17 protein-coding genes and 1 pseudogene are annotated in these 20,947 nt (G+C 69.6%); 7 read left to right on the forward strand and 11 right to left on the reverse strand.

Going from position 1 to position 20,947, the window contains the following annotated elements; genetic code table 11:
• Nucleotides 1-3: 3 nt before the first annotated feature.
• Together QFZ27_RS22795 and QFZ27_RS22800 are read right to left on the reverse strand one after the other, a co-directional pair.
• Nucleotides 4-603, reverse strand: coding sequence for an ANTAR domain-containing response regulator (locus tag QFZ27_RS22795; protein ID WP_429228749.1), 600 nt, complete (start codon nucleotides 601-603; stop codon nucleotides 4-6).
• A 2-nt stretch (nucleotides 604-605) separates the two neighbouring features.
• Nucleotides 606-1,778 carry a transporter substrate-binding domain-containing protein gene (locus tag QFZ27_RS22800; RefSeq protein WP_429228750.1) on the reverse strand — a complete coding sequence of 391 codons (1,173 nt, stop codon included), beginning with the start codon at nucleotides 1,776-1,778 and terminating at the stop codon, nucleotides 606-608.
• A 319-nt stretch (nucleotides 1,779-2,097) separates the two neighbouring features.
• Between QFZ27_RS22800 and QFZ27_RS22805 the strand changes: the two genes are divergently transcribed.
• Nucleotides 2,098-2,328 carry a hypothetical protein gene (locus tag QFZ27_RS22805; protein WP_429228751.1) on the forward strand — a complete coding sequence of 77 codons (231 nt, stop codon included), beginning with the start codon at nucleotides 2,098-2,100 and terminating at the stop codon, nucleotides 2,326-2,328.
• On the opposite strand, the gene QFZ27_RS22810 is transcribed toward QFZ27_RS22805, so the two are convergent.
• From QFZ27_RS22810 to QFZ27_RS22820, 3 genes are all read right to left on the reverse strand, one after another.
• Nucleotides 2,325-2,978 (reverse strand): COG3904 family protein, encoded by a 654-nt coding sequence (locus tag QFZ27_RS22810; protein ID WP_429228752.1) that lies wholly within the window; start codon nucleotides 2,976-2,978, stop codon nucleotides 2,325-2,327. The two genes, QFZ27_RS22805 and QFZ27_RS22810, sit on opposite strands and share 4 nt — an antisense overlap.
• 51 nt (nucleotides 2,979-3,029) lie before the next feature.
• Nucleotides 3,030-3,515 carry a Pycsar system effector family protein gene (locus QFZ27_RS22815; protein WP_429228753.1) on the reverse strand — a complete coding sequence of 162 codons (486 nt, stop codon included), beginning with the start codon at nucleotides 3,513-3,515 and terminating at the stop codon, nucleotides 3,030-3,032.
• A gap of 77 nt (nucleotides 3,516-3,592) precedes the next feature.
• On the reverse strand, nucleotides 3,593-4,891 hold the full coding sequence (locus QFZ27_RS22820; RefSeq protein WP_429228754.1) for an MFS transporter: 1,299 nt from the start codon (nucleotides 4,889-4,891) through the stop codon (nucleotides 3,593-3,595).
• A 120-nt stretch (nucleotides 4,892-5,011) separates the two neighbouring features.
• Here QFZ27_RS22820 and QFZ27_RS22825 point away from each other — a divergent pair, with 120 nt between their 5' ends.
• The 4 genes from QFZ27_RS22825 to QFZ27_RS22840 all read left to right on the forward strand — a co-directional run bounded on the left by QFZ27_RS22825 (nucleotide 5,012) and on the right by QFZ27_RS22840 (nucleotide 8,986).
• Nucleotides 5,012-6,535 (forward strand): serine hydrolase domain-containing protein, encoded by a 1,524-nt coding sequence (locus QFZ27_RS22825; protein WP_429228755.1) that lies wholly within the window; start codon nucleotides 5,012-5,014, stop codon nucleotides 6,533-6,535.
• Between the two features lie 66 nt (nucleotides 6,536-6,601).
• Nucleotides 6,602-7,105: a hypothetical protein gene (locus QFZ27_RS22830; RefSeq protein ID WP_429228756.1), complete on the forward strand. Its 504-nt coding sequence runs from the start codon at nucleotides 6,602-6,604 to the stop codon at nucleotides 7,103-7,105.
• Nucleotides 7,106-7,126: 21 nt separating this feature from the next.
• A complete protein-coding gene (locus tag QFZ27_RS22835; protein WP_429228757.1) occupies nucleotides 7,127-8,026 on the forward strand; it encodes a complex I NDUFA9 subunit family protein in 900 nt (299 codons plus the stop codon).
• 90 nt (nucleotides 8,027-8,116) lie between these two features.
• A complete protein-coding gene (locus QFZ27_RS22840) occupies nucleotides 8,117-8,986 on the forward strand; it encodes an NAD(P)-dependent oxidoreductase (RefSeq protein WP_429228758.1) in 870 nt (289 codons plus the stop codon).
• Nucleotides 8,987-9,096: 110 nt separating this feature from the next.
• Here the strand turns inward: QFZ27_RS22840 and QFZ27_RS22845 are convergent, their stop codons facing one another.
• Entirely contained in the window at nucleotides 9,097-11,340 is a 2,244-nt protein-coding gene (locus QFZ27_RS22845; RefSeq protein ID WP_429228759.1) for a hypothetical protein, read from the reverse strand.
• A gap of 229 nt (nucleotides 11,341-11,569) precedes the next feature.
• On the opposite strand from QFZ27_RS22845, the pseudogene QFZ27_RS22850 reads away from it, so the two are divergent.
• A pseudogene (locus QFZ27_RS22850) lies at nucleotides 11,570-13,179 on the forward strand (amidohydrolase).
• A gap of 17 nt (nucleotides 13,180-13,196) precedes the next feature.
• Here QFZ27_RS22850 and QFZ27_RS22855 read toward each other — a convergent pair.
• A complete protein-coding gene (locus QFZ27_RS22855; RefSeq protein ID WP_429228760.1) occupies nucleotides 13,197-15,203 on the reverse strand; it encodes an FUSC family protein in 2,007 nt (668 codons plus the stop codon).
• 223 nt (nucleotides 15,204-15,426) lie between these two features.
• Between QFZ27_RS22855 and QFZ27_RS22860 the strand changes: the two genes are divergently transcribed.
• A complete protein-coding gene (locus QFZ27_RS22860; RefSeq protein ID WP_429228761.1) occupies nucleotides 15,427-16,437 on the forward strand; it encodes an aldo/keto reductase in 1,011 nt (336 codons plus the stop codon).
• A gap of 141 nt (nucleotides 16,438-16,578) precedes the next feature.
• Here the strand turns inward: QFZ27_RS22860 and QFZ27_RS22865 are convergent, their stop codons facing one another.
• From QFZ27_RS22865 to QFZ27_RS22880, 4 genes are all read right to left on the reverse strand, one after another.
• Nucleotides 16,579-17,898 (reverse strand): IS4 family transposase, encoded by a 1,320-nt coding sequence (locus QFZ27_RS22865; RefSeq protein WP_429225272.1) that lies wholly within the window; start codon nucleotides 17,896-17,898, stop codon nucleotides 16,579-16,581.
• A gap of 257 nt (nucleotides 17,899-18,155) precedes the next feature.
• Entirely contained in the window at nucleotides 18,156-19,844 is a 1,689-nt protein-coding gene (locus QFZ27_RS22870; protein ID WP_429228762.1) for an AMP-binding protein, read from the reverse strand.
• 76 nt (nucleotides 19,845-19,920) lie between these two features.
• Nucleotides 19,921-20,208 (reverse strand): hypothetical protein, encoded by a 288-nt coding sequence (locus tag QFZ27_RS22875; RefSeq protein WP_429228763.1) that lies wholly within the window; start codon nucleotides 20,206-20,208, stop codon nucleotides 19,921-19,923.
• 191 nt (nucleotides 20,209-20,399) lie between these two features.
• Nucleotides 20,400-20,864, reverse strand: a complete 465-nt coding sequence (locus QFZ27_RS22880; RefSeq protein ID WP_429228764.1) for a VOC family protein — start codon at nucleotides 20,862-20,864, stop codon at nucleotides 20,400-20,402.
• Nucleotides 20,865-20,947: the final 83 nt, after the last annotated feature.

Here is a 20,947-nt window from a genome sequence, read left to right on the forward strand (position 1 = left end):
GGCTCAGCCTCCGCGCCGGCCGGCGGCCGGGTCCGCCGTGCCGGCCGCGAGGTCGAGGCAATGCTCCTCGATGCTGCACTGGCGCTGCATCGCGGCGCTGCGGATCTCGCGGAAGGCGTCGGCCTCGTTCAGCCCGTGCTGAGCCATCAGGGTCAGGATGGCGCGCACCACCACGGGCCGCAGGCGCAGCCGGGTCTCCAGATCGGCGATCCGGGCTTCGCGGTCGCGGCGCTCGGCGAAGCCGTGCTCGGCGATCACCAGGGCGCTGAACACGCCGCCCGAGGCCACCGGCTTCAGCAGATGGCCGGTGGCGCCCTGGGCCAGGACCCAATCCAGCCGGCCCGGTGCTTCCGACCCGATCAGGGCGACCAGCGGCATCGGCGGCGAACCGGCGGCCCAGGGGAACTGGCCGTCATGCGCGGTGTCGGCGTCGAACAGCACGAAGTCGGCGGTCAGGTCGGCTGCGGCCAGCGCCGGCCAGGCTGGCCGGGCGGCGATGCCCAGCCGCTCGAGCTGGCGCAGCACCGCATCGGCGGCGGTATGCGGCCGGTGCAGCACCACGGCGCTGCGGCCGCGGAAGTTGGGGGTGGGGACGCGGCGCATGCTCACTTCACCCGCTTCAGCCGCGGCCCCGCGCCGGGCTTGAGCACGCGCCGGGCCAGGGCTGCGGCGTCGAACTCGACCAGATACGGGTCCGGCGCCACCGGCGCGGCGGCGCGGCCCAGGATCTCGAAGCCGCCATCGGCTCCGATCCGGCCCAGGCAGGGTGTCAGCGCCGCGTGGTTGGTGCGCGGGTCGATGCCCAGCGGTCCCAGCGGCGTGGCGAAGCGGCGGGCGTGCAGCACCGGCCGCAGCGCCTCCGGCGCATCGGTGCCGGCCTCGCGGATCGCCTCGGCCAGCATCCGCACCGCGGCATAGCCGCCGGCGAGGAAGGCCGAGCTGCGCCGGCCGGTGCCGAAGCGCTGCCGCACCCGGTCGCGGAAGGCGCGGTTCTCGGCGGTGTCCACGCCCTCGAAGTAGATCGCACTGCTGAGATGGCCGGTGCCGGCAGGGCCGATCAGCCCCAGCTCGCATTCGGTCAGGTTGCAGCTGACGATCGGGCAGCGGTCCGGCCCGAAGGCGGGGTCGCTGTCGGCCAGCTCGCGGTAGGCCCGGAAGAAGGCATAGCTCGACGGGCCGATCAGGTTGTTCAGGATGAAGTCCGGCCGCTTCTCCCGCACCTCCTGGACCAGCCGGCCGACATCCTCGCTGCCGATCGGCAGATAGCGCTCGGCCAGAGCCTCGCCGCCGCAGGCGCCGATCAGCTCGCGCGCCACGCGGTTGACCTCCCAGCCCCAGATGTAGTTGGAGCCCAGCAGGACGGCGCGGGTGCCCCAGCGCGGCAGCACATGCTGGAACAGCGGCACGATGTGTTGGTTCGGGGCGGCGCCGGTATAGATCACGGCCTCGCTGCTCTCGAAGCCCTCATACGGGCAGATGTACCACAGCAGCGCGTCGTGCTTCTCGATGGTCGGCAGAACCTCCTTGCGCGACAGCGAAGTGATGGTGCCGACGATCTGGCGGCAGCCGCCCTCGCGGATCGCCGCCTCGCACAGCGTGTGATAGCGGTCGATCACGCCTTCGGGGTTGGCGGCGACGGGGGCCAGGGTGAAGCCGAACGCGTCGTCGGCGTTGACCTCCGCCAGCGCCATCATGGCGCCGTCCAGCGCCTCGCGCCCGATCGCGCCATAGGGGCCTGTGGTCGAATAGAGCAGACCGATCGCGTAGCTCGCCCGCACGCCTGTCCCCTGAAACGCACAAAACCCCATCGCCTGCCGTTGCCGGCTTGCGGATGGGGCTTCATTGCCGCTCCTGCCCGTCGGGCAAGAAGAATGTCGAGTTGTCGACTACAGGATACGGCCCGGCGGGTTTCTGTCAATTGCGATGCAACATTGCGTCTGGAGCTGACCACCCTGCCGTCATGGCGAGGAGCGCAGCGCCGTGGCCATCCACTGTTCGGTGCCGTTGGATGACCACGCCCTTAAGGGGCTCGCCATGATGCGGAATGGGCTGGCCTGTTCTCCTTTTAGAGATATTATCCCTGATATGAGATATTCGATGTCATCGCAGCTCCTCGCCGGCCTCGGTCACAATGGCGGACCGCCGCTGGAGGAGGGGGATCCGGATTCCGCGCCGTCCTGGCGGCATTTCTGCTGGAAGAAGGCCCATGCCGCCGCGTGGAAGACGCCGCCGCGGGAGGTGGCGCTGCGCCGCCTGGCCCGGGCCGAGGAACTCGGCATGAGCTATCGCGACTACACGCTGGCGATCATGGATGGGAAGTATCTCTAGTCGATCACGATCCTCAGACGGACCAAGTCGTCATGGTCGAGCAGATGGATCTCCGGGTCGGCGAAGCTTCGGGTGATGAACTCGGCGTCGACTCCCATCTGCACCACATAGGCGGCAAAGACGTAGCCCGACAGCCGCATCGCCCGCTCGATCTGTTCCTGGTCGACCGTGCGGCCGATCCGGGCCCGATCGAATGCGGGACGATGAATGCCGAAATCGCCGCGGTCGACCCGGCGCCGGAGCCCGCTGAGAAAGGCCAGGGTGCAGGCGGAATAGCAGTTGGAGAACTGGATCTCGATGCGGCCATCGGCATGGTGCATGCTCGCCCGGCCGACCACGGTGTCGAAGCCGCCCTCGCGGATCATCTGGCCCAGCCGCATGGCGAAGACGATCAGCCCACCATGGGAATTGAGCCGGACCAGCCGCGGCGGATCGGGATGTTGCGCCAGGAAGTCGTCGAACCGCCCCGGGGTGCTGCTGTCGATCTCGCCTTCGGCTAGAATCCAGAAGCAGGTGGCGCAGTCCTCCGCCGGTCCCTGGCGGCTGAACGTCATGGCACCGGCCGTCGCGGCCTGGACCGCTGCTGCCCAGAACAGCCCGGCCATCAGCGTCGACAGGCAGGCACGGCGAAGGCGATCTCGGTTCGGCATCGGCGGGGGCGGCGAGAGATGCCGAAGCTTAGGCTGAAACGGGACGTATCTCTAGCCGATCGCCATCAGCAGCACGTAGCAGAGGATGACCACGGCCAGGCACCGGAAGGCGTAGCCGACATAGCGGTACTTGGCCTGGCAGATCGCCGCCAGGTTGCGGGCATTGGCGGTGTATTCCGCGGCGATGAAGTCGGGCTCCGTGCGGCGGGCCGCGTGCTCCAGACGCTCGCCGGCATGGGGCCAGGCCGCCCAGTACAGGCAGACGCCGCCGTTGCGCTTGCGCGGCAGCAGCACCAGCGCCACGCAGACCAGCCCACCGGCCAGCGCGACGACCAGGGCCAGGCACAGGCCCCATTGCACCGAAGGGAAGGGGACGGTTCGGGTCCAGGTGAAGACCGCCCGCATCTCCGGCGACCACGCCACCAGCGCGATCAGGAAGGTGAAGATATAGGCCGCCTTCTGATCGGCGCTCTTGATCTGCTCGTGGAAGGTCTGGTTGATCGTCTTCAGGTAATCGATGTGATCGGCGGCGTTCATTTTGGCCTGGAACAATGGCTCTCTGAAATCTCCTCGATGGGAATAGAGGCTGGGTCGGGAAATGGCAAGCCGCCGGCTCAGCCCGGCAGCGAAGGCGCCGCGGCGCCGCGGACATACCGGCCGACGACCAGGGCGATGATGGCGGCGGCGGCCAGGCTGGCGGCCAGCACGGCCATGCCGGCGGTGAAGCTGCCGGTCGAGTCCCTGATCCAGCCGACCGCATAGGGCCCGACGAAGCCGCCGAGATTGCCGATCGAGTTGATCAGGGCGATGCCGCCGGCCGCGGCGATGCCGCCGAGGAACACCGGCGGCATGGTCCAGAACGGCCCGAGCGTGGCGTAGATGCCGACCGCGGCGACGCCGAGGAAGACCAGCGACAGCATGTTCGAGGAGGTGGTGATGCTGCCGGCGAAGCCGATGGCGCTGACCAGGGCCGGCAGCGCGACATGCAGCACGCGCTCGCCGGTGCGGTCGCTGTGCCGGCCCCAGAGCAGCATGGCGCCGGCGCTGACCAGATAGGGCAGGGCGATGATCCAGCCGGTCTCCAGCGTGGTGAAGCCCATGCCCTTGACGATCTGCGGCAGCCACAGGCCGATGCCGTAGAGGCCGATGACGATGCCGAAATAGACCAGGCCCAGCAGGATCACCCGCGGATCGGCCAGGGCCGGCCACAGGTCGTGCAGCGGCGGGTGCGGCGCGGCGGCGCGGTCGCGGGTCAGGTCGGCGGCGATGGCGGCGCGCTCGGGCTCGTCGAGCCAGGGCGCCTTCGCCGGCCCGTCCGGCAGCCACGCCAAGACCAGCAGGCCGAGCACGCAGGCCGGCAGCCCTTCGATGATGAACAGCCACTGCCAGCCCTTCAGCCCGAACCACAGGTGGGTGGCGTCGAGGATCAGGCCGGAGACCGGCGCGCCGATGGCGCTGGCCAGCGGCACCGCGGCCATGAACAGGGCGACGAAGCGGGCCCGCCGTGCCGCCGGGAACCAGTAGGTCAGGTACAGGATCATGCCCGGCAGGAACCCGGCCTCGGCCGCGCCCAGCAGGAAGCGCAGGATGGTGTAGCTCCAGATCCCCTCGACGAAGGCCATGGCGGCCGAGATTAGCCCCCAGGTGACCATGATCCGGCAGATCCACAGCCGCGCCCCGACCTTCTCCAGGATCACGTTGCTCGGCACCTCGAACAGGAAATAGCCGAAGAAGAAGATCCCGGCGCCCCAGCCGAAGACGTAGGGCGTGATGCCGAGGTCGGCGTTCATGGTCAGGGCGGCGAAGCCGACATTCACCCGGTCGAGGAAGCTGACCAGGTAGAGGAGGATCATGAACGGAATCAGGCGCAGGCTGACCTTGCGGTACAGCGCCTCGCGATCGGCATCCGGCACGTCGGTCCCCTTTCCCCGTGACTCGCCGGCGAGGGTAGGAATGGATCGCCGATGACGGAAGCCAAAACCGGTGATCCTGCCTATAACGGGGTGTGATCCGGGGGAAACGGACGGGAGGCGATGATGGGGGAGCTGCGCTGGTCGGCGGCGGCGGAGGCGGCGGCCGGGATCGCCGCGGCCTGGGGACCGGGCGAGCCGGGCGGCGGCGTCGCCGTGTTCGACGCCCGCGAGATCCGGGCCGAGGCCTGCGGCGGGGTCGACAGCCTGGCCGGCGGCAACGCCTTCTCCGGCGACACCGTGGTGCGCTACGCCTCGGTCACCAAGCATGTCTTCGCCGCGCTGGCGCTGTGCCCCCATGGAGCTATGGGCGACGGCATCGGCCTGGACGATCGGCTCGGCCGGTTGCTGCCGGGGCTGCGCGGCGACCTGGCCGCGGTCACGGTCGGCCGCGCCCTCGACATGACCGGCGGCCTGCCGGACCTGCGCGAGACGCTGTCGCTGCTCGGCGTGCCGCAGGGCGCTGCGGTGAGCCGGGAGGAGAGCCTCGACTTCCTGTACCGCCTGACCGAGCTGAACTTCCCGTCCGGGCACGAGATCTCCTACTCCAACACCGGCTACCGTCTGGTCGACGCGGCGCTGCTGCGACGCGGCACCGCCTTCGCCGATCTGGTGCGCGACCGCATCGCCGAGCCGCTCGGCATCGGCTTTCGCGTCCCGGAGACCTGGTTCGACCCGATCCGCGGTCTCGGCCCCGGCTACTGGAAGGACGCCGGCGGCGCCTGGCAGCTCGCGTCTTCGGGCCAGCATCTCTCCGCCTCCGGCTGCCTGACCGGCAGCTTGCACGACCTGGTACGCTGGCAGCAGGCGGTGCTGGCGGATCGCGGGCCGGGGCAGGGCGTGCTGGCCCGGCTCGGCGCGCCGCGTCACCTCGCCGACGGTCGGCCGACCGGCTACAGCCTCGGCCTCGCCTGGTCGCGGCTCGAGTCACGCCGGCTGGTCGGGCATGGCGGCTCGCTGCTCGGCTACAAGACCTACTTCCTGCTGGACCCGCAGCAGGGCGTCGGCGCCGCCGTGGTGTCCAACCGCGAGGACACGATCTCGCACGGCACGGCGATGACGCTGATGGCGGCGCTGCTGGGCGAGGAGCTGCCGCAGCGCGGCACCGCGATCCCGGATGGGCTCTATGTGGCGGAACAGGGGCCGGACTGGCTGGAGCTGAAGGATGGCGTCGCCAGCTTCCTCGGTACCGGCGAGACTCTCTATCGCAGCGAGGATGGCTGGTCGGTCTCGCTGTCCGCCCACCTGCCGATGCGGCTGCGCTGGACGGGCGAGGCGGTGGAGGGCGAGATCGGCCATGCCGCGCGCCGCTTCCGCCCGATCGCGCCGGACGGCGTGCTCGACCGGGTGCAGGGCGAATGGCTGTGCCCCGAGTTCCATGCCGGCTTCACCATCGCCGGCGAGCGGATGGAGATGGGCGCCGGACCGATCCGGTCCTCGGCGGCGCTGGTGCCGCTGGGCGGCGGCCGGCTGCTGGCCGAGGGCCGCGACGAGCCCTGGCCGAAGCGGATCGGGCTGGCCTTCGACGGCGACACTGTCCGGCTGGTGCTCAACCGCAGCCGGGTGCTGCGCTTCCGGCGGGGCTGAGCGCGCGGAACGGCGGGGCGTCGCGTCCCGTTTCCTGGGCGGAGGGGCTGCCGAGGAGACGATGTGATGCAGCAAGCCCGTCGATGGAACGTCACCGCGCTGTTCGATTCGCGGAAGGATGCGGAGGATGCGGTCGAGCGGCTGATCGCGATGCGCATCCCGAAGGAGCGGGTCCGCTTGGCGCCCGGCAACGAGATCGACCCAAAGGGCGATCCCGACGTCTGGGACGAAGAGGTGCCCACGCCGCAGCAGCGGATGGGAGTGCTGGAGTCCCTGCGCGGCCTGTTCTTTCCCGACGACGAGCGCTTCACCTATGGCGAGCATCTCCGCCGCGGCTGCTATCTCGTTTCCGTCGAGGTGACGGATGCCGAGCACGATCGCGCACTCGACATCCTCGACGATGAGGGCACGGTCGACATGGATGCGCGCGAAGATCGCTGGCGCGCCGGCGGCTGGTCCGGCCCGGCGGTGCCGCTGACCGCGGCCAATGAGGACGACACGGTCTGGCGCCGCGACCCGGAGCGCAGCCGGCCCCGCGTGCGCTCCTATCTCGGCGGCACCCCGCGGTGAAGATTGGCGGCTGGGCATCCCATGGCGCGGTTGCCGGTCACGGTGTTCGGCGGCACCGGCTTCCTCGGTCGGCGCGTGGTGCGGCATCTGGCCGACCAGGGCTTCCCTGTCCGAGCCGCCTCGCGGCACCCCGGTCGAGACCCACCGCGAGCCGGGGACCGCGCGGTCGAGCCGGTCCAGGCGGATGTGACCGACGACCGTTCGGTGGCAGCGGCCGTTGCCGGCGCCCAGGCTGTGGTCAATGCCGTCAGCCTCTATGTCGAGCGTGGCGGGGTGACCTTCCGATCCATTCATGTCGACGCCGCCGCCCGGGTCGCGCGGGAAGCGCAGCGGGCCGGCGTGGCGACTCTGGTGCATCTCTCCGGCATCGGCGCGGATCCCGCCTCGCGCTCTCCCTATATCCGCAGCCGCGGCGAGGGTGAGCAGGCTGTGGGCGCGGCCTTCCCGGCGACGATTCTGATCCGGCCTTCCGCCATCGTCGGGCCCGACGATGCGCTCCTGGTTCCGGTGGCCCGGATGCTGCGCCGGGTGCCGGTGTTTCCGCTGTTCGACCGCGGCCGCACCCGGCTGCAGCCGGTCCATGTCGACGATGTCGCGCTGGCGATCGTGCGGGCGATGGCGGGGCAGGGCGGCGTCACCTACGAGCTCGGCGGCGGTGCCGTATACAGCTATCGCAAGCTGATCGGGCTGATCGCCCGCCATGTCGGACGGCAGCCGCTGCTGCTGCCGGTGCCGTTCCCAGCCTGGCAGGCGCTGGCTCTGGTCGCGGAACGGCTGCCGCGGCCGCCGATCGCTCGGAACCAGGTCGAGGTCATGCGGGCTGACAATGTCGCCGATCCGAACCTGCCCGGGTTCTCGACCCTGGGCATGACGCCGCTCTCCGTCGAGCAGGTCCTGCCGCTGGTCGTCCCGTCCGATTGACGCAGACGGGTTCACGGAGCTTGCGGATCGCGCCATGATCCTCGGGTCGGGGCCCGGAAGGGGCGGCAGCCGGCAGACCGAGGAGATCCTATGAAACCGACCATTGCCGTCATCGCCCCGGGGGCGATGGGCAGCGGCGTCGCCCGACGCCTGGCCGAGGGCGGCGCCACCGTGCCGACCCTGCTCGACGGCCGCAGCGCCGCGACCCGGGCCAGGGCCCAGGCGGCCGGCATGCACGGGGCCGACGAGAGACTGATCGTCGCCGCCGACATCATCCTGTCGATCGTGCCGCCCGGCGAGGCAATGGCGCTGGCCGAGCGGCTGGCTCCGGCCCTGCGCGCCACGCCGCGAAAGCCGGTCTATGTCGACTGCAACGCGGTCAATGTCGAGACCGTGCAGGCGATTGCCGCGGTGATCGCGCCGACCGGCGCCGGCTTCGCCGATGGCGGTATCATCGGCGGGCCGCCCGCGCCCGGCGGACCCCGAGGGTCCGGGCCGGTGCTGTACCTGGCCGGGCCGGAGGCGGCGCGTCTCGGCGTGCTCGGCGATCTCGGCCTGCGCATCCGCGTGCTGGACGGGCCGGTCGGCGCCGCTTCGGCGCTGAAGATGAGCTATGCCGGCATCACCAAGGGCCTGACCGGACTGGCCGCCGCCATGATCCTGGCGGCCGAGCGGGCCGGCGCCGGCCCGGCGCTACATGCCGAGCTGGCGGACAGCCAGCCGCAGCTGCTGGCCAAATTCGAGCGGTCGGTGCCGGACATGTATGCCAAGGCCTATCGCTGGGTCGCCGAGATGCGCGAGATTGCCGACTTCCTCGGCCCCGACGACCCGGCCCGGCTGATCTATGAAGGCATGGCCGGGCTGTATGAACGCCTGGCCGCCGATGTCGCGGGCGAGAAGCGGGACATCGCCGCGCTGGACGCCTTCCTGGCGACCGGAAAGGCCGACGCGGCGGCGTGATCGTTCGCGCTTCGGGATCGGCGCGTTGCCTCTCCCGCGGGACGCGGGAGAGGCCGGATCCCCGGATGGGTCGCGGCAGAGAACGCGATATCAAGCCGGTCCTTCGACGGTCATTCAGGCTCGGCGATCCCAAGAAAGATGACCACGCCATCCCCACCAGGATTGTCTTTGACGTCGACCAGAGCAGAAGGCTTCCAGTTGTTCATGCACCACAGATTGCCGGCGCCATCGATATTGGTGGATGTGAGTCGCATGATCGGCTGGTAAGATTTCAGGCGAACGGGGTCATGCTTGCCATCCGGCATGACGGGGATGGTCTGCGTGCCGTAAAGCGGATGGCCATTCGCCAGCATCACCTCCGAACCTCCTGTCGGGAGTGTCAGCAGCTGCGCCGATGCGGGGTCGGACGGGTTGCGCAGCATCGTGACCCCGAACGGGGCCTGCAGGTCCAGGGTGCCGTCCCTGACCTTGCCGGTGTCGTGCCCGAAATTGGCCAGGAAGACAGTCTGCTTGCCATCGATCTTGATGCCCCAGGGCGCATAGGTGTTGGTGTCGTAGTATCCCTTGAACACCAGGTCGCTGGTCAGCACCGTGGCCCGGCCGCTGGCCACGCCCACCACCACCACGTCTCCATCGCCGTTGATGGCCAGCTGGCGGAGGGATTCAAAGCCGGTCTGCTTGTTGATCGGGCTGGAATAGTCGCTGTACCAGCTGTTTTTCACGACGAGACTCTGGCCTTCCAGGGCCACCTTGTAGACGGCGGACAGCGCGCAATTGTCCTCGACCTGCCCGTCATAATTGCCGATGCAGGACACATAGGCGCTTCCCCGGTTGTCGGGCACGACATCGAAAATCTTGAGATAGGGGGTTCTCAAGGATATCGCCGCCGCATCCGCCGATCGTTTGACCGGAAACTCGTCGCAGATCAGCATCCTGGCTGGGTCGCCGTTCAGGTAGACCACGACGGCGCTGGGCGCGCTCTCGAAGGGGTAGGCCCCTTCGGGGGCAGGAGCGAAAGGATCCTGGCAGCCGACCGACGCCATCCAGAGATTGCCGGAGGCGTCGTAGTTCATGCCCTGCACGCGCGAAAGCCCGGGCGTATAGCCGTTGGGCGGGCTGACAGGTTTCCCGTCCTTGTAGAAGAACCGGGAGATGCCGCCTTCCTGGGGATTGTTGAACTCCGGGCCCCAGCCGAAGTTGCCGAAAGAGACGAACTGTCTGCTCGGGTCGATGGCCAGCCCGAAGCCGACGCCCAGCAATCCTCCCCCCTGGACCGGGGAGAAGCTCGCCGGGGTGGCGTCATGCCTGTAGACCAGGCAATGCGTTCCCGAGGACGCGGAGCCGGCCCTGAAATTGTTGGCCACCCACACATTGTCGTCGGCATCGAACACGGCAAAGGCGGTGCCGGCGGGGATGAAATTCCTTGCTCCCGAGGCGTTGCTTTTCAGGGTCAGCGTCCACTGGTTGGGGGCCTTCTGATCGTCCGCCACCGTCATCGAGGTGAGGGACTCCGCGTAGACCTCCTCCTGTCCGGCGAGCATCCGGTAGATGGCGCCGGCATTGGTGAACGGATCATGCAGCATGTTCCTGACGGCGCCCAGGAAGCTGGTGTTGGGCGCATCGCCGTCATGCCAGGCATAGTCCAGAAACTGATCATAAAAGAGCTTGCCGGTCTCGGTCATCGGGTTCGTCAGGCAGTAATAGAACAGGTTGCACAACGAATTGAACATCGGATAGCTGTTGGTTTCGAATCCGTTGGGCGATTGCCGGATCATCTCCGCGACAGCGCCTTCCGTCCGGAAGATGTTCTGCTTCATGCCATAGGCGATCTTCATGCTCCGCTCGGATCCGCCGAGGGCGACGAAGCCGTCGGTCCCGACGGTCATCATTCTCGCGAAGGTATAGACGGACGCGATGGATGATTCCGGGCAGATCTTCACCTGGTCGACGCTCGGCAGGTGGAAGGTCGCCAGCAGGTTGATCGACTTCCCCTGTGTCGAGAAGGCGCTGCCCCCGATCGAGTATCCCTGGATCAGAACCGTAACCGCGAAATATTCGGATGCGCCGACCACGAGTTCGACGTGAAAGCTGTTTCCCTGGAATGTGCTTTTGTAAGTGACGGGTCCTGCAGGCCCATCGACGGCGCTCAGGATCTCATAAGTGCCCGAGGTGATGGCGACGTTCTTGACCTCGACAGTAAATCGAATGGTTTTTGCAGCCATGCTTCCCGCCATCGGTTTGAAAAAGGGGACGTGAAAGGAATAGGGGCCGGCATTGCCTGCGGAACCATCGGCCACCGCCCGCCCGGCGATGGAGCACCGGGCCGCAGGCCACGCCACGGCGAAGATTAGCACGGCCGCTTGGCCCGCTCATCGCCGGATGGGCACGACGTCCCATCTTTGTCGGGGCGCGACCGTGACGCCAGGGGCCGGGCCCGATGCCGGAGCGGGGCTTGACAGGGCAGGGAACGGGCAAATGCTTTAAGTATAAAACAAATAGCCGAAAGGGATTGCCGTGCGCCTGAGACTCCTCGGAATGGTGTTCTGTCTGGCGGCGGCGCTGCCCCTGTCTGCCCGGGCCGCCATGACGGCGGACACGGTCTACGTCAACGGCAAGGTCTACACGGCCGATGCCCGCGACTCGGTGGTCCAGGGCTTTGCGATCTCGGGCGGCCGTTTCGTGGCGGTCGGCAGCGATGCCGAGCTCCGCCAGTATGTCGGAGAGGGCACGCGGCTGGTGGACCTCCAGGGCCATTTCGTCAGCCCCGGCCAGGCCGACGGCCATTTCCACAACGAAGGCGGGGGAGGCGGCATCGACCTGTCGCATGCGCGCAGCCTGCAGGAGCTTCTGACGATCGTCGCCAATGCTGCCGCCGCGGCGCCGTCCGGCGCGCTGCTGGTGTCCAATTCGGACTGGCATGAAGCCCAGCTCAAGGAGCAGCGCCTGCCGACGAGCTCGACCAGGCGGCGCCCGACAACCCCGTCGTGCTGGTGCGCGGCGGGCACTCCAGCATCCTCAGCGCCTCGGCGCTGAAAAAGTTCAACATCACGCCCGACACGCCGGTGCCCGCCGGCGGCCAGATCAGCCGCGACAAGGACGGCGCCCTGACCGGCGAGCTCTTCGACACCGCCAAGGTGCTGGTGCCGCTGCCTGCCCCGAAGCCGCTGGCGATGGACGATATCGTCGCCACCCAGCAGGCGCTGAACGCCTATGGCATCACCGCCGTGCGCATACCGGGCTCCTACAAGGGCGGCATGCTCGACGCCCTGCGCCTGTGGCGCCAGGCCGCCGCGGACCACACCCTGACGCTGCGCTACACCGTCTACATGCCGGGCTTCGGGCTCCGCACGGCCCGGCAGGTCGACGACGCCATCGCCCAATGGGGGGTGACGCAGGACGAGGGCGACGATTTCGTGCGCATCGGCGGCATCAAGCTGATCGTCGATGGCGGTTTCGAGGGCGGCCATCTGTCCAGGCCCTATCAGGAGCCCTATGGCCAGGGCGGGACGTATTCGGGCCTGACGGTGTCCCCGCCCTCGGCCTATGAGGCGGTGGTGCGGGAGATCAACCGCCAGGGCTGGCGCCCCACCACCCGTGCGGTGGGCGATGCGGCGGTCGACCAGGTGCTGACCGCCTATGAGAAGGTCGATGCCGACAAGCCCATCGTCGGCAAGCGCTGGGCCATCGAGCATGCCTTCGTCGTGCGGCCCGACCTGGTGGACCGCATGAAGGCGATGAACCTGATGGTTTCCGCCCAGGGCCATCTGTACCTGGCCGCCCTGGTGCTGAAGCGATACCGGGGCTGGGACATCGCCAGCGAAGTGACGCCGCTGAAGACCTATCTCGATGTCGGCCTGCTGGTGGCGGGCGGCACGGATTCGCCGGCCATCCCGTTCAATCCGTACTTGGAGCTGTACCATTTCGCCAGCCGGGACACGATGTCCGACGGTGTGTACGGCGCCGACCAGAAGATCGCGTCGCGCGCCCTACTGCTGCGCCTGGACACGATCAACTTCGCGACGCTGATCGGCGAGGATGGCCATCGCGGCTCGATCGAGCCGGGCAAGCTGGCCGACTTCGCGATCCTGACCGATGATTTCCTGACCGTCCCGATCGAGAAGATCCAGGCCATGAAAGCGCTGGCGACCTATGTCGGCGGTCGGGAAGTGTATCGCGATCCCAGCTACAAATAGGCGGCGGACGCGTCCGGTTATCCCGGCACCAGATGCTCGGCTGCCGCGCGCAGCAGCACGACTTCCTGCATCAGGCGCGACCGCTCCGGATCTCCGGCCGCGCCGTCCGGCGGCGGGACGGCGGTAGGCAGAGCGGTGCCGCGGCGCAACGCCTCGGCCAGGGCCGCGGTCTCGGCGCCGATCCACCGGCCGAACGCCGCGTCCTCCGCACCGTCCGGGTGATGCAGCCAGGCGGCCGCGGCGGCGCCGGCCAGCTGGCGTGCCAGGATGACGATGCTCAGCGCCGCATCCAGCGCGTCGCGCTGCCACCAGGCCTCCAGCAAGGTCCGGCCATGCACCGCCTCGGCATTGCCGCTGGCCAGGCCGGCGGCGCGGCGGGCGGCGTCGATCGCCGCCTCGTCCCGGTCCGGCGCGAAGGCCAGGGCGGCATAGCGGCCATTGGCCTCGATCGCCGCGGCCAGGGCCGGCCGCAGTTGCCGGCCCTCGCGGCTCGGCCACAGCAGCAGCCCGCCGAGCACGCCGATGGCGCTGCCCAGCACGTTGTAGAGGGCCCGCATCCAGGCCAGGGCCGGCTCGCTCGCCCCCGGCTGCGACAGCTCGATCACCAGCACGAAGAGTGGGGTCAGGAAGAAGACGAACAGGCCGTAATTGACCGGGCGCACCGCCATGGTCGCGATCGCCAGCGGGAACACCGCGGCAGTGAGGGCGAGGGGCGTGTGCAGCACGAGGCCGAGCAGGGCCGCCAGCGCGCCGCCGAGCACGCTGCCGACCGCCCGCTCCAGCGCCCGCGGCCAGGTCGTCGCCACCGAGGGCTGCAGCACCAGGACCACGGCCATCGCCATCCAATAGGCATAGGGCAGGCCCAGGATGTGGCTCAGCATCACCGCCCCGGCGGTGGCGACGGCGCAGCGCAAAGCGTGGCGCAGCACCTCCGACCGCCAGCTCAGCTGTGCCCGCAGCGGCGCCAGCCAGGACCGGCGCGCGGCGGGCTGGATATCGGGCGTCTCGCCGGCTGAGCGCAACTGATCGACGATCGCCCGCAGACCGGCCGCGACCTGAGTGCCGCCCAGGGTTCCGATCAGGCCGTCCAGCCGGTCCAGCGAGCGCCGCCACGGGGCGCCTTCCTCGTTTCCGGCGGCGAAGGCATGGGCCTGGCGGTACAGCACCATCGCCAGGCGGCGCAGCGCCAGCCGCTCCTGCGGTCCGGACGCGGACGCGTGCTGGCGCAGGTCGCTCAGCGCGATTAGCCGGGCGAACACCCGCTCCGCCCGGTCGAGCCCGAGCAGCAGCCGCTCCAGCGGGGCGGCCAGGCCGCGGCCGCGCAGGGTGCGGTCCAGCGTCGCCCGCCCGGTCTCGATCGCGCTGCGCACGGCGTGGCGATAGCGCTGGGCGTGCAGCACCCAGTCGCGCGGGGCGGCGCCGGCATCGAGCCGGGCGAGGCCGGCGGCCATGGCGGCGAGGCTGCGATACACGGTGGCGACCCCCGTGCGGGCCGGCCGGAACGGGTGGATGCGCCAGATCGACAGGGCCAGCAGCATCGCCCAGGCGCAGCCGCCGAGATAGGCGGCGGCGAACTCGCCCAGCGCCGCCAGGGTGGGGGTGTGATGGTCGACCGCGACGACGCAGGCCACCACCGCCAGGGTGCCGATCTGCCGCGCCGCGGCGCCGTAGACCCGGACCGCGCTGCCGATCAGGGCGCAGAGGAAGACGACGGCCGTGGCCCAGGGCCAGCCCTGGGCGGCGGCCGCGGCGCCGGCGACCGCGAAGGCGCCGGACAGCAGGGTGAAGCCGGCCAGCGCCCGCACCCGGTCGCGGTTCGGCCCGCCGGGGTCGGCCAGGCAGGTCCAGAACGCGGCGATCGCCGCCCAGGCCAGGATCGGCGTGTGCAGCAGGCCGGCGGCCGCGACCACCACGGCGCAGGAGGCGGCGGCGCGCAGGCCTTCGCCGGGGCTGAGGCTGCGCGGCGAGACGGCGATGGCGGCGCGGATCAGGGAGGGGCGCTGGGCCGCCGCGGTGCGGTTCATCCGCGGCAATGCCTGGGAACCCGGGGAAGGCTGCTCATCGCTGTCTCCATCTCGGCCGTGGGCCGCCCGTCTTCGCGCTCCTCCCGCATTATGCCCATGCAGGATAGCTTGTGCGGCGGCCGATCGGCTGCGGCGCGAGGGCACGGCTGCCCTGCGATCGACGGGATGCGCCTGCCCGCCGTTTCGGGCCATGATCCTGGCCTCAGGCGGAAGGAGAAGGCGGATGGACTACCGGAACCTCGGGCGCAGCGGGCTGAAGGTGTCGCCGCTGTGCCTCGGCACCATGATGTTCGGCGGTCCGACCGACGAGCCGACCGCAACCCGCATCGTGGAACAGGCGCGGGAGGCGGGGATCAACTTCATCGACACCGCCGACGTCTACACCGGCGGCCGGTCGGAGGAGATCGTCGGCCGCGCCATCGCCACCCATCGCAACTGGTGGGTGCTGGCGACCAAGCTGGCCAACCCGACCGGCGACGGTCCGAACGACCGCGGCCTGTCGCGCCGCCGCGCCTTCCTGGCGGTGGAGGACAGCCTGCGCCGCCTCGGCACCGGCACGATCGACATCCTCTATCTGCACAAGGAGGATGCGACCACGCCGCTGGCGGAGACGGTGTCGGCGCTGGCCGACCTGATCCGCCAGGGCAAGATCCGCTATTTCGGCGTGTCGAACTACCGGTCCTGGCGGGTGGCGGAGATCTGCCGGCTGTGCGACCAGGCCGGGATCGAGCGACCGGTGGTCAGCCAGCCCTACTACAACCTGCTGAACCGGATGCCCGAGGCCGAGCACCTGCCGGCCTGCGCGGCTTTCGGGCTCGGCGTGGTGCCCTACAGCCCGCTGGCCCGCGGCGTGCTGACCGGCAAATACGCGCCGGGCGCGGCGCCGGGCGAAGACACCCGCGCCGGCCGCGCGGACAAGCGCATCCTGGAGACGGAATGGCGGCCGGAGAGCCTGGCGATCGCGGCCGAGCTGGCGGAGCACGCGCAGGGACGAGGCATCACGCCGGGCCAGTTCGCGGTGGCCTGGCTCTTGAACAACCGCATCGTCACCGCCCCGATCGCCGGGCCGCGGACCCAGGCGCAATGGGCCGATTATCTCGGCACGCTGGACTACGCCTTCACGGCGGAGGACGAGGCGCTGGTGAACCGTCTGGTGGTCACCGGCCACCCGTCGAGCCCGGGTTACAACGACCCGGCCTACCCGATCGAAGGCCGGGTGCCGCGGGTGGGGTAGGGGGAGGAGGTGTCGATCGAAGAGAGCCGGCGGTGGTCTTCGGGCAGCGAAGTAACTGCGGTTTCTCACCTTTCGCGCGCCGACGCGCGCAGACCCCTCCCCCTACCCCCCTCCCGCAAGGCTAGCGTGAGCACACATCTTTCAGTTGCCAGGTGGCCGAGGCTGAGCGAGGGCGAAGCCGATGGCGATAGCGTCGAAGCGTTGGAAGCCGTTGTGCATGGTAATGGGTCCTGGGGGACGCTCGGAGGCATACCCCTTCCAGCCTCCGAGGCGAGCGATCAGCCAGGAGGCCCAGGCGAGGGTTTCGGGCGGGAACGGGTTTTTCTGCTTCAGGGTCTTGCCTTCGAGGGATCGGACCAAGGCCTTCAGGACAGGCATGTCGGCTGGTCGGAACACTCGCGCGGCCGGGATGAGGGCGCCGGCCTGTCCGCGGGCGTGGACGCATTGCATGACGCGGATGGCGGCGATCAAGGCGGTGGCGGCGAGGTTCTCAAGGGCATCGCCATCGGCGATGAAGCTGTCCTCGATGGCGATGCCCCGGGATTTGAGGGTGCGGAACACCTGCTCGACGATCCAGCGCCGGCGGTAGAGCTCGACCACGGCGACGGCCTGGTCGAGGGTGGTCACGACATGGCTGGTGTAGAGCCGCCAGAGGATCGGTGTCTGGCCGGGCGGCGGGTCGATCTCGCTGACCTCGACCAGGTTGAGGGTGAGGTCGCGCGGGTCTTTGGGATCGGCGCCGGTGGCGGGCTGGCGCAGACGGACGGAGCCGAAGCGGACCGCCAGGGAGACATGGCGCGCCGGGCGGCCGGGCCGGGCGTCGAGGTCGAAGCCGATCCGCCCGGCCTCGGGCCAGGCGGCGACGGTGTCGTGCAGGCGCGGCCGCTTGCGCCCCTGGCCGGCGAGCGCCCGGTCATGATGGCAGCGCACCAGCAGATGGGTGTGCAGACCATCGGGGCCGGCCTCGGGAAGGCGGGCGAAGAGTTCGTAGATGTCGGCTTCGCGGTCGGCGACGACGGTGGCCAGCGGGGTCTCGGCCAAGACGGCGCGGGCGGTCCTGACGGTCGCGATCCAGCGGTGGCTTTCCTTGGTTTCGATGGGCTGCGCCTGATAGTCCTCGGCCTTGGCCTTGTGGCGCCGCCAAAGGGTCGCTCCGGCCAGCCCCAGCAGGGTGCCGTCGGCGGCATCGACGGCGATGGCGGGATGGACGAACAGGCCGACGTCGCGGCCGTTGCCGACCCGCCCGAGGCCGCGCTTGCGGCCGGCCTTGCCCTCGAAGTTGATCTCGGACGTGTCCTCGATCAGCAGGACGTGCCGGCCGGCAGCCGCCACCGCGGTCTGCGCCGCGGCGGTGGCGACGATCTCGGCCGCAGTCACCTTGGGATTGCGGAAGAACCGCGTGGTCGCGACCATTTCGGCGCGGTTGTCGGCGAGTTGGCGCATGGTCGCGGTGAGGCGCATGCAAAGGCGCTCCAGGATCCACCCCCCCTTTGCTCCAGGCGGTGGTCCCTGAAGTATCCCAGCCCCTCGCTCGCCATCGCCGACCCCTCCCGAATCAACAACAGCAGGGATAGAATCACAGACGATTCAGAGCGTTCAAGCCCCCACCTCCAGCCAGCACAACGCCTCGCCTGCTGCAACAAAAAGATGTGTGCGCACGCTAGCCCGCAAGGGGAGGGGGAGGATAAACGAGGCGGTGCCTGGATTTGCGAGCGGCCTCACGCCGTCTCCGCCGCCTTGATCCCCAGCTCCTCCTCCATCGCCTCTCGCATGCGGAACTTCTGGATCTTGCCGGTCACGGTCATCGGGAAGGCGTCGACGAAGCGGATGTAGCGCGGGATCTTCTGATGGGCGATCTGGCCGTCGCAGAAGCCGCGCACCTCCTCGGTCGTAAGGGTCTCGCCCTCGCGGATGCGGACCCAGGCGCACAGCTCCTCGCCGTATTTCGGGTCGGGCACGCCGAACACCTGCACGTCCTGGATCTTCGGGTGGCGGTACAGGAACTCCTCGACCTCGCGCGGATAGACGTTCTCGCCGCCGCGGATCACCAGGTCCTTGATCCGGCCGACGATGTTGCAGAAGCCCTCGGCGTCGAGCACCGCCAGGTCGCCGGAATGCATCCAGCCGGCGGCATCCACCACCTCCGCCGTCTTGTCCGGCTGGTCCCAGTAGCCGCGCATCACCGAATAGCCGCGGGTGCACAGCTCGCCGCGCTCGCCGCGCGGCAGGATCCGGCCCTCCGGGTCGACGATCTTGACTTCGAGATGGGGATGGACCCGGCCGACGGTCGACACCCGTCGCTCCAGCGTGTCGTCGACCGCGCTCTGGAAGCTGACCGGGCTGGTCTCGGTCATGCCGTAGCAGATGGTGATCTCGCGGATGTTCATCTGGCCGACCACCCGCTTCATCACCTCGATCGGGCAGGGGGAACCGGCCATGATGCCGGTGCGCAGGCTGCCGAGGTCGAGCTCGCCGAAGCGCGGGTGGTCGAGCATGGCGATGAACATGGTCGGCACGCCGTAAAGCGCGGTGCAGCGCTCCTCCGCCACCGTGGCCAGGGTCGCCAGGGGGTCGAAGCCCTCGCCGGGATAGACCATGGCCGCGCCGTGGGTGACGGCAGCGAGGTTGCCCATGACCATGCCGAAGCAATGGTACAGCGGCACCGGGATGCAGATCCGGTCCTGCTCGCCCAGCGTCAGGCCGCGGCCGACGAAATAGCCGTTGTTCAGGATGTTGTGGTGGCTGAGGGTCACGCCCTTGGGCGAGCCGGTGGTGCCGCTGGTGAACTGGATGTTGGCCGGGTCGTCGAATTGCAGCGTGCCGGCCAGCTGCGCCAGCCGGTCGCTTTCCGAAGCGCCACCGAGGCCGGCAACGCTGTCGAAGGGGATGGTGCCGAGGGCGGAACCGCCGATCTGGATCACGGCGCGCAATGCCGGCAGCTTGGCGGCCTGCAGCTGGCCCGGCTCGGCCGTCGCCAGCTCTGGCGCCAGGGTGGTCAGCATGCCGAGATAGTCGCTGGTCTTGAAGGCGGTGGCGGTGACCAGCGCGGCGCAGCCGACCAGGTTCAGGGCGTATTCCAGCTCATGCAGCCGGTAGGCCGGGTTGACCGTGACCAGGATCAGCCCGGCCTTGGCGGCAGCGAATTGCGTGAGCGCCCATTCCGCCCGGTTGAGCGACCAGATGCCGATGCGGTCGCCGGGCTGCAGGCCCAGCGCCAGCAGCCCGGCGGCGAAGGAATCGGCCCGCTCGGCGAGGTCACGCCAGCTCCAGCGGATGCCCTGGGCCCGGTCGATCAGCGCCGGCCGGTCGGGCCAGCGCGCGGCGGCGCGGTCCAGCGCCCGGCCGATGGTCTCGCCCAGCAGCGGCGCGTCGGAGATGCCGCTGAGATAGCTTGGTCCGCCGACCATGGCGCGCCTCCCGATCCGCCTGCCGTTTGCCGGGCAGTCTAGCGGGCAGGCGGCCGCTTGCGCAGCCGGAAAGCCGCTACTCGATCCAGCCGCGCACGTCGTTGGCCGCGACCAGCGCCTTGTCGAAGGCGCGGAGGTCGAAGCGGCGGACCTCCTCCTCCTCGGCGGCGGTCAGCGGGTCGGCGCGGCGCATCTCCGCCTCGGCCATCGCATCCTCGCCGCGCCGCAGCAGCTCCGTGGCGTGCTTCCAGTTGAGCCGCTGCCGTGGGCCCGGGCCCGAGCCGGTCTGCGCCCAATCGCGCAGGCCGATGCAGAGGGAGGTGAACAGCAGCAGGCCGGGATCGCCATCCGATTCCTGGCTCATGAGACACTCCAAGCGTTCTGGTTCGGAAAGACATGGCCCGGCGCCGCACAAGGGCAACCGGAGCCGCGGCCGCCCGGACTAGACCGGCTCGGATGAGGCGTCAATGTTCGATGACGGCAACCCTGCCGCCCGCGTCGGTGGAATCGCGAAGGAAGGGGAGGGCGCTGTCGCGCCGCCCCCAAGCCATCCTGTCAGGCCGCCGCGGGGGGCGGCGAGGTAACCATCCAGGACACGCCGAAGCGGTCGGCCACCATGCCGAAGCGCGAGGCGAAGAAGGTCGGGGCCATCGGCATCTGCACCTGGCCGCCATCGCCCAGGGCAGCGAACACCGTCTCCGCCTCGGCGTCGGTCGGCATCTCGAGTGCCAGGGAGACGCCTTTGAACTCCGACTTGCCCTGGCACATGCCGTCGGAGACGAACAGCGTCGTGCCGCGGATGGTGACGCAGGCATGCATCACCTTCTCGGCCATGTCGGCGGTCATCGGGCCGCAGCCTTCCTGCGGCGGTGCGTCGCCTTGCGGCGGCGCGTCCTTGAAGCGGAACAGCTGCTCGACCTTAGCGCCGAGGGTGCGGGTGTAGAATTCGAGCGCCTCGTCGCAACGCCCGTCGAAGAACAGGTACGGCTTGATCGCCTGGGAAGCGGACTGGTTCTGCATGGCGGCGTTCCTCTCCTGTGATTCCGGACCGGCAAATGCCGGTGCTGACCCAAGGACGAAGCGCGGCGCCGCGATCCGACAGC

The sequence above is a fragment of the Inquilinus ginsengisoli genome, from assembly GCF_050434925.1.
Taxonomy (GTDB): domain Bacteria; phylum Pseudomonadota; class Alphaproteobacteria; order DSM-16000; family Inquilinaceae; genus Inquilinus; species Inquilinus ginsengisoli_B.

Excerpts from the sequence above, each read along its gene's own strand:
- QFZ27_RS22795 (WP_429228749.1), bottom strand. The coding sequence starts at position 603 with ATGCGCCGCGTCCCCACCCCCAACTTCCGCGGCCGCAGCGCCGTGGTG.
- QFZ27_RS22840 (WP_429228758.1), top strand. The coding sequence starts at position 8,117 with ATGAAACCGACCATTGCCGTCATCGCCCCGGGGGCGATGGGCAGCGGC.
- QFZ27_RS22865 (WP_429225272.1), bottom strand. The coding sequence starts at position 17,898 with ATGCGCCTCACCGCGACCATGCGCCAACTCGCCGACAACCGCGCCGAA.
- QFZ27_RS22880 (WP_429228764.1), bottom strand. The coding sequence starts at position 20,864 with ATGCAGAACCAGTCCGCTTCCCAGGCGATCAAGCCGTACCTGTTCTTC.
- QFZ27_RS22815 (WP_429228753.1), bottom strand. The coding sequence starts at position 3,515 with ATGAACGCCGCCGATCACATCGATTACCTGAAGACGATCAACCAGACC.
- QFZ27_RS22870 (WP_429228762.1), bottom strand. The coding sequence starts at position 19,844 with ATGGTCGGCGGACCAAGCTATCTCAGCGGCATCTCCGACGCGCCGCTG.
- QFZ27_RS22825 (WP_429228755.1), top strand. The coding sequence starts at position 5,012 with ATGATGGGGGAGCTGCGCTGGTCGGCGGCGGCGGAGGCGGCGGCCGGG.
- QFZ27_RS22860 (WP_429228761.1), top strand. The coding sequence starts at position 15,427 with ATGGACTACCGGAACCTCGGGCGCAGCGGGCTGAAGGTGTCGCCGCTG.
- QFZ27_RS22855 (WP_429228760.1), bottom strand. The coding sequence starts at position 15,203 with ATGAACCGCACCGCGGCGGCCCAGCGCCCCTCCCTGATCCGCGCCGCC.
- QFZ27_RS22875 (WP_429228763.1), bottom strand. The coding sequence starts at position 20,208 with ATGAGCCAGGAATCGGATGGCGATCCCGGCCTGCTGCTGTTCACCTCC.
- QFZ27_RS22830 (WP_429228756.1), top strand. The coding sequence starts at position 6,602 with ATGCAGCAAGCCCGTCGATGGAACGTCACCGCGCTGTTCGATTCGCGG.
- QFZ27_RS22835 (WP_429228757.1), top strand. The coding sequence starts at position 7,127 with ATGGCGCGGTTGCCGGTCACGGTGTTCGGCGGCACCGGCTTCCTCGGT.
- QFZ27_RS22810 (WP_429228752.1), bottom strand. The coding sequence starts at position 2,978 with ATGCCGAACCGAGATCGCCTTCGCCGTGCCTGCCTGTCGACGCTGATG.
- QFZ27_RS22805 (WP_429228751.1), top strand. The coding sequence starts at position 2,098 with ATGTCATCGCAGCTCCTCGCCGGCCTCGGTCACAATGGCGGACCGCCG.